Here is an 8,436-nt window from a genome sequence, read left to right as displayed (position 1 = left end):
AATTACATGAGTTTAAGGATAATAAAACAAGAGCAGAAGTTGTTATAGAGGTTGAAAAGAAACTATTTGAATTATATAAAAATGTAGATTTAAAAGAAAAACCAGAAGAATTATCAAAAAGAGGTGGAGCACATTATTCAGATGTAGCTTGCAATGTTATAAATGGTATATTTAATGATAAAAAGAATATTGTTGCAGTAAACACTAAAAATAATGATACATTAAAGCAATTTGATAAAGATTCAGCAGTAGAAATAAGCTGCTATATAACTAAAGATGGACCTGTACCAGTAGAAACAGTAAAAGATCTTCCAATAGCAGCACAAGGGTTAACAAATTCAATAAAAGCATTTGAAAGACTAGCAGCAGAGGCAGCATATACAGGAAATTATGACACAGCATTACTTGCAATGGTAACAAACCCATTAGTGTCAAATGATGAAAAAGGAAGAAAAATTTTAAATGACTTGTTAGTAGCACATAAAAAATATCTTCCACAATTTGAATCTGTAATAGAGAAAATAGAAAAAGTAAATAAAGCAGAATTTAATTAATATAAAAACCTGAGCTAAGAATATAGTTCAGGTTTTATTACTTTTTAAAAGATAAGAATAAATTATTCTAAGTAGTACATTAATGATTGGAATTTAATTCATTTGTTGTATAATTAAAGATGCTAAAGTTAGGAGGAAAATAATGATTGAAAAAACAAAAGAAAAATTAAGAAATATTGGAAGTGGACAATATTTTATGAATTTATTGATATTAATTTTTGTATGGATTGCCAATATAATGGCAGGAGGAACAGGATATGATAAAACAAATAGTTATATTTCATACATAGTTCCTAATATAATAGTGGCTCTATATGTTGGATATTATAAAGTTTATTTAATGAATTTTATGATTAATAGTAAAAATGTATTAATGTCAAAAAAGAAATTTTTTAATATTGTCGTATGTAATTATATAGTTGCAATGATAATTATCGCAGTAGCTAGATATTTAGTGAAAAATATAAGTTCAAATATACTTATAGTGGTCATTATGGCTGGAATCACATATTTTACATTAATAATTTTAGAGATAATAGTAGCTCCAATAGAGTATGTATTTTATTCACAGGAATGTACATTTGTAGAAGGAGTTATTTTAGGAATGAAAATATTAAATAAGAAAAAGAAAATATTAATGTTAAATAATGTGAAAATATTAGGAACACATATATTGAATATATTAACTGCATATATTTTTACAATTAAAAGTAGTAGCATGATTATAGGCATAAATTATACTTCAATAATAGATGAAAATTAATAACTTTGAAATAAAAACAATAAATTTTAGAGTGTTTAATTTTAGGAGGAAGTACAAATGAAAAATAAGAAAATACTAAGCATAGGAGTAGTAGCAATTGTTATTGTTCTTGGAATAATCTTTTATATAAGTATGGAAAATAAAAATAATCATAAAGTTAAAAATTCTCAAATAATAAATCAAGAACAAGAGGTCTTTAATAAGAATATAGGAAATAGTACTAAAGGACAATTATTAGAAAATAGTGATATTAGTAAAAGTATATTTGAAGGTTTAAAATATTCAGGAATTTCAAATGAATCAATAACAAAAGAAGTAACATTTGGAATAACAAAAGAGCCTGTAAAGATAATAATAAAAAAATATAATCCAAATGTATTAACACAAAAAACTTTAGTAAATTACTATAATGAACAAATAAAAAATAATAGTAATAATGGTGAAGAGGTAGAATATATACTTTTAGATGTTTATAATAATTCATTTGGAATAATTATGAATAATCAAGAAAATAAATTTAATGAGTTTAGTGTAGGAAATATAAATGAAAAATTTGAGATTGTTGATAATAAAAATTCAATGTATTGTGGAATAAAATCTAATGGAGAAATAACATCATATAGTAGCTATGGAAATAATACTGGTAAAGAAGAGCTATTTATATTAAAAAAATAAATTTTAAAACATTGGATAGGAGAAGACTATGATTGAAGAAACAAAAGAAAAGTTAAAAAAAATTGGAACAGAGCAATATCTTATGAATTTGCTAATACTAGTATTTACATTTGGTGCAAATTATATTGCAAAAGAAATGAAATATAATTATTACATTAATTATATGATAACAGGAATAGTACTGGCTATTTATCTAGCATATTATAAAATATATTTAATCAATGTTATAGATGATAGTAAAAATAAAAAAGTAACAAAAAAAATGTTTTTTAATATATTAATTTGTAATTATATATTAGTAATAATAATGAGTAGAGTAGCTGAAGTACTAACAATATTTCTTTCTAAAAAAGGTATATTGGTATGGATATTATTTACAATTGGATATATTATAATGATTATATTAAATATGATGATTGCACCGATTGAATATACTTTTTTTGAAAAGGATTATGTTTTTTTTGAGGGAGTTATAAAAGGGATTAAATTATTAAATAAGAAGAAGAAAATTTTAGTTATAAATAATATAAAGATATTAGGAACACATATTTTAAATATAATAACTATAAAATTATTTACAATTAAAAGTAATGGATTAATATTTGGAATAAATTACAATTCTATTTTGTAATATAAGAATAAATATTTTAAGAAAAGACTCTTAAATAGTGAATTTAAAATACTAAACTTTACATTTAATAAAAATAAATTTGAAAAACCTGAGCCAAGAGGGAGGCTCAGGTTTTTTATTTTAAAATTGTATTTTATAGATATTAAAACCATTTAAAAATATTAAAAATATTAGGCACGTATTGAATATTAGAGAAATGTTTTTATTATCTAATTTGTTGTTTAAAGTACTTCCAAAGACACCACCAAGTATGCCGCCCATAATCATTGGAAGTAGTACGGTTAAATCTAAAGGAGGCAATGCACCTTTTAAAATTATAAAGGTAAGCTTAGATAACTGGGATAATAGGATAACTATTATGGAGTTAACTGAAGATTCCTTTGTATCCATTGAAAATAAAAGGGCAAAGACACAAACATTTATAGGACCACCACCAATGCTTAACATAGATGAGATAGAACCTAAAGTAAATCCAGCTAAAATACAAATAAAAATGTTTGTAACTTTAAATTTTGGCATATGATTTTTATTATTCATATATATATAAACTAAAACCATTAAAATAATTAAAATTAAGTTTTGCATTACAATTAATCTAGTTTCATTTATAAAAGTTAGCATGGCACTAAGTATTTTTTCTCCAAATACTCCACCTAAAATTGAACCAATACCTAAGGGGATAGTTTGCTTAAATTTTATAGGTGTTTTGCTATTTTTATATTTCATACTTGATACAATTGCCATAGATAAAACGGTGATTGATGATAAGGCACTTACAGTTTTTACATCAAAGGCACCAATTAAATCTAAGAATGGCTTTAGGATAACGCCACCACCAATTCCAGCTAAAGAGCCTATGGTGGTAGCTAAAAGAGCTAAAGCTAAATAAATCATATTTTAAGCTCCAGTGTAAAGTGGCTTGTCTGATAATACTATGTTTTCAGAATAAATACCTTCAGTTTCAAAGATAATTATTTTATTTAAGCCAAGTTTTAATAATGGTGCTGGAATATAAAGATAGTTAGTTGGTCCTACATTCCAAAACTTTCCCAGGTTAAAGCCATTTATAAAGGCACAACCTTTTCCAAATTTATCTACATGAAGGAAGGTATCACCTTTTTCAGATACTTCAAATTCAAATTCATAAAAGCTTGGAGTATTCTCTATATAATCTTTAGAGAAATCAACGTCTTCTATGTTTTCTAAATCTAAATTATAATGCTCCCATCCTGTATGGAAGTGTAAATCTAGCATTACACCACCTTTTATTCCTTTTCTTTGCTTAGGACTTAAAAGGCTTGCACCATAGTTTATTCTTCCAGTATTCTCAACTAAAACATCCATAATATTATTTTCTTCTTTATTAAAATCAATCTTAAAGTTTTCTGAAAGTTCATTTCCAAATTGAGTTATTACATGCTCATTATTTACAAAAACTTGTGCTCTATCATCACAGTCTACAAGTTTAGCTTTTTCAAGACTACGCTTATTTCCTACATTTGCTCTATATAAAAGGTATCCATAGCTTTGGTCTAAAGCCTCCATATTAAGAGTGAAGTCATTAAATACAGGTTTAGCTAAAGAGTCTAAAGTGTTAGTTAATGAAACTTTATTTTTTAAAGTAGCATTACCATAAGCTTTAAATTTTATATCTGTACTAAATTGGACTTCAGGAATATGAGTAAAGTCTTTAATTACATTTTTAAATGCGTGATATTTAGGTCCAAAATCTCCCCATTCTGTAAGAGGTGCATCATAATCATAAGTTGTAGTTTGAGGGTCAATTCCATTGTGATAGCTGCAACCATTTAAGAAACCAAAGTTTGTACCACCATGGAACATATAGATGTTTACACTTCCAACATCTAAAACATCACGAAGTTCTTTAGCTGCATCTTCAGAGTCACGTCTTTTAAATTCGCCTCCCCAGTTATTGAACCAACCTATCCAAAATTCCATACACATTAAAGGTAAATTTAAATTATTATCTTTAAAGAAGGTGTCTAAAGCACCAATTTGTTCTTTACTTCTTGAACCAAAGTTAGCAGTTGGAAGAACATCTTCATTTAAAAGAGTTCCTGCATCTAAAACTTCACGCCAACCACCATCAGATGTGAAAAGTGGTACAGTACAGCCATTTTGGAGCATTAAATCTTTAATAGCTTTAAGGTATTTTTTATCATTACCAAAAGAACCATATTCATTTTCTACTTGCATCATTATAACTGGTCCACCTTCAGTAATTTGAAGTGGTTTAATTACTTTAAATAATTCAGCAAAATAATCTTTAACATGTCCTAAGAAAATCTCATCTGTACTTCTTACACGAATTGAAGGATGTTTTAAAAGCCAAGCTGGAAGTCCACCAAACTCCCATTCAGCACAAATATAAGGTGTAGGTCTTAAAATAACTAAAAGCCCCAAAGCTTCAGCCTCTTTAACAAATCTTACAATGTCCTTATTGTAAGAAAAATCAAAAACACCTTTTTTAGGCTCATGTATATTCCAAGGAATATATGTTTCAACACAGTTACAACCTATAGCTTTTAATTTTTCTAATCTATCCTTCCAGTATTCAGGAACTACTCTAAAGTAATGAATTGCACCTGAAATTAATTTAATTTTCTTATCATTAAGATAAAAATCTTTCTCTATTTTAAAATTATCCATAATTCTCCTCCAAAATAAGTTATTTATATAACTTTTACTAAAGCAATAACTGTGCCAAATAGTGTCATATGAAATTAGCTTAGTTGATGCAATTATAGAAGGAAATTAAAGGAATTTTATTAGAACAAGGGAATATATATTATAATAAGAAGGATGTGAGGATATGATTGAATATTTAAAGAAAAGTGGAGTGGAACAAAAGGATTATGTTATAACATATGCACCACAAATGATTAATTGGAATTATAGTTATATTTGTAATCTTAATTGTAAACATTGCTATAGTAGAACAAGGAAAAGTAGCAATGTAGCAAAGATAGAGGATAAAATGAAAATTGTAAAAAATATTATTGAAAACAATATATATTGGGTTAATCTTGGTGGTGGAGAGCCAATTTTAGAGAGTGATATTTATGAAGTAATAAATCAATTAACACAAAATAAAGTATATGTATCATTGAGTACAAATGGAAAATATATGGATACAAATACTATAAAAAAATTAGCAAAAGTAAATCTAAATACAATTTCTATAAGCTTAGATAATAGTAATAGTAAAAAACATAATGATATACGAGGCTATAGTGATAGCTATAGCCATGTTATGAGTGCGATTGATTTATGTAGAGAAAATGGTATTTCAGTTACAATTTCAACAACAATAACAAGTGAAAATGTAGATGATATTGAAAATATAATTAAACTGGCAATCTCAAAAGGATGTGAAGCTATAAGTTTAAAAAGAATTAAACTTACAGGAAATGCAACGGATAGGAGTGAATTAGAACTAAATAAAAATCAAGTAGAAAAACTGTATATGGATATAATAAAATTTAAAAAGATGTATAAAGAGATAGAGATGAATTTTAATTATGGAGAAGAACTTATTGAAGGAATAGATGGTGGATGTGCTTGTGGAAGAACATCAGTAGCGATAATGCCTAATGGGGATGTAATTCCATGTGTATACAATGATGTAATGAAATTAGGAAATGCAATATTTGATGATCTTTCTGATATATTTCATTCGCCTAAACTAGAGTATTTGAGAGAAAATTTTAAATGTTTAGGGAAATTAGGGAAAAAAGAAATTGAGGGGAGGAATATTTTAAATAAAGAGTATATATACCAAAGGCATTATAATGTGAGTAAAAATATAAGGCTATATGACTATGTCAGAAAGAATATAAATAGTATTAAAGATAGTGAGGAGACGTATTATATAGTTGCAAATAATAAAAAAGAGTTATACGAAATAAATTTAATAGGGAGCATAATTTTAGAAGAAATAGAATATGGAAATTCAGTGGAAGAAATTGTGAAGAAATTGAAAGAAATTTACAAGACTATTACAGAAAGAGATATAGAAAATGATGTTAAAGAATTTATAAATTATTTAAAGCAAATAAAAGTTGTAAAATTTAGTGAATAAAAATTATAAATATTATGCATATACTGGGTCGAGTTTTCTATTATTTCATATTCCAATATTAACAATTTATTTTAATGAAATATTAAAAAGTGTAACATTGGTAAGTATTCTATTTATGGTTAAATCAATGACAGTTTTAATTTTTGAAATTCCGACAGGATATTTAGCAGATAGATATGGAAGAAAAATATCTATATTAATCGGGATGATTTTAAATATAATGTCATTGATAAGTTTTATATATAAACCAACAATATATATGCTTGTTTTTGGAGAGATTTGTTTTGGAATATCAGAATGCTTTTTATCAGGTTCAATAGTAGCATTATACTATGATAATTTCAAAGCAGAAGGAAGGGAAAAAAATTATTCTAAATTTATTAAAAACATAGGATTAATACAGTCTATATTCTTAGCAATTTCTTTTTTTTTAGGAAGTATATTATATGGATATTCAGTAAAATTTGTATTTATATGCACAATAATATTTCAATGTATAGCATTTTTTATTTTATTAAAAATAAATGAACATTCATATGAGAAGAAAATAAATAATAAGACACTGATGAAAGAAAAAATAAAGGTGTTCAAAAATACGTTAAGTAAAGATGGTATTTTTATAGTGGGAATATATGGGGTAGTTTCAGCGATATTCACTGGAATATATTTTCAAATATTTCCAATATTAACAAGCGGAATGATAGAGAGTAATTTAATATATGGAGCAATTTATGTTTTAGCTACCATAACATATGGTATTGGTGCAAAGTTTGGAAGTGGGAAAATAGAAAATTTTCCCAAGGCAGTACTAGTGATAATAATAGGTATGAGTATTGTAGCGATAACAAAAAAAAGCGAACTTATAATTGTATTAGTAATACTTATAAGATATGTATGGGGGTATTTAAGCACATTATTAAATTTATATATAAATAAAAATATTAAAGATTCAACATTTAGATCTACAATATTTTCCGTTCTTAGTATGGAAGTAAATATGATTTCTGCTATAGTAATGATTTTAAGTGGTATTTTAATGGATTATAGAATAGAGATTGAACAAATTTTTATTATATTTAGTTTGATTTTAGGAGGAATATTTATTCTGATGAAGAGAAAAGTTAGTAATAAAAGTTAAAGAAAAAATTGGATTTAATAAGAGTTTGATTAAATGTTTGAAGCAATAAGTGGAGGTGATATAATGTTATACACTAGACCAAAATGCAAAAAAACTGATATGAACACAAATAATTCATAAACTTGATACAATTAACTAGATGGAAAATAAACACAGTAGAAAAAAGATCCAATTCTACTGTGTTTATTTAGATTTTAAATATAGAGTATAGATGATTAGGAGTATTTATTTATAAGTAGAAATAGTGTCATACAAAAATAAATGACACTTTAAAGAAATATATCAAAAATATTACAAAATAAGAAAAAGTATGATAAGATATATTTGTATAGAAAAGGTTTAAATGGATTTTATTTAAAGTGTATAGGGAATTTTAATGAGGGGAGAATTTGTATATGACAATTAAGGAAAGAGTATTTCAGTTATTACAAGAGTTATGTGCTGAAAATAAAAATGAAGATTTTAAGGGTGTTACAGCAAATGAAATTGCAGAAGTAATGAAGGTTCAAAGAAATGTAGTAAGTCAATATTTAAATGAATTATGCAGAGAGGGGTCTGTCATAAAAACGAATA

Annotated in this window: 7 protein-coding genes and 1 pseudogene; 6 read left to right on the top strand and 2 right to left on the bottom strand. The window is 25.5% G+C overall.

Translation table 11 applies throughout. The annotated features are described in order from the left end of the window. The 4 genes and pseudogenes from ACRC28_RS10580 to ACRC28_RS10565 all read left to right on the top strand — a co-directional run. Nucleotides 1–554: pseudogene (locus ACRC28_RS10580) on the top strand (6-phospho-beta-glucosidase); the annotation flags it as partial. Between the two features lie 142 nt (nucleotides 555–696). Beyond that, entirely contained in the window at nucleotides 697–1,317 is a 621-nt protein-coding gene (locus ACRC28_RS10575) for a hypothetical protein (protein WP_438543412.1), read from the top strand. Nucleotides 1,318–1,374: 57 nt separating this feature from the next. Then, the gene (locus tag ACRC28_RS10570; protein WP_438543411.1) at nucleotides 1,375–1,992 is read left to right on the top strand and encodes a hypothetical protein; all 618 of its coding nucleotides are present in this window, start codon (nucleotides 1,375–1,377) and stop codon (nucleotides 1,990–1,992) included. Nucleotides 1,993–2,020: 28 nt separating this feature from the next. Continuing rightward, nucleotides 2,021–2,623 carry a hypothetical protein gene (locus tag ACRC28_RS10565; protein WP_438543410.1) on the top strand — a complete coding sequence of 201 codons (603 nt, stop codon included), beginning with the start codon at nucleotides 2,021–2,023 and terminating at the stop codon, nucleotides 2,621–2,623. A gap of 120 nt (nucleotides 2,624–2,743) precedes the next feature. On the opposite strand, the gene ACRC28_RS10560 is transcribed toward ACRC28_RS10565, so the two are convergent. Beyond that, a complete protein-coding gene (locus ACRC28_RS10560; protein ID WP_438543409.1) occupies nucleotides 2,744–3,517 on the bottom strand; it encodes a sulfite exporter TauE/SafE family protein in 774 nt (257 codons plus the stop codon). 3 nt (nucleotides 3,518–3,520) lie between these two features. Beyond that, nucleotides 3,521–5,293 (bottom strand): glycoside hydrolase family 35 protein, encoded by a 1,773-nt coding sequence (locus ACRC28_RS10555; RefSeq protein ID WP_438543408.1) that lies wholly within the window; start codon nucleotides 5,291–5,293, stop codon nucleotides 3,521–3,523. Between the two features lie 163 nt (nucleotides 5,294–5,456). Here ACRC28_RS10555 and ACRC28_RS10550 point away from each other — a divergent pair, with 163 nt between their 5' ends. After that, a complete protein-coding gene (locus tag ACRC28_RS10550) occupies nucleotides 5,457–6,725 on the top strand; it encodes a PqqD family peptide modification chaperone (protein ID WP_438543407.1) in 1,269 nt (422 codons plus the stop codon). After that, entirely contained in the window at nucleotides 6,718–7,863 is a 1,146-nt protein-coding gene (locus ACRC28_RS10545) for an MFS transporter (protein WP_438543406.1), read from the top strand. The genes ACRC28_RS10550 and ACRC28_RS10545 overlap by 8 nt, the downstream gene beginning before the upstream one ends. The last annotated feature ends 573 nt before the right edge of the window (nucleotides 7,864–8,436 follow it).

This window comes from Clostridium sp., from assembly GCF_051650885.1.
Lineage (GTDB): Bacteria > Bacillota > Clostridia > Clostridiales > Clostridiaceae > Clostridium.
The sequence above is the reverse complement of the archived record's forward strand: the minus strand, read 5'-3'. Positions and strand labels throughout refer to the sequence as shown.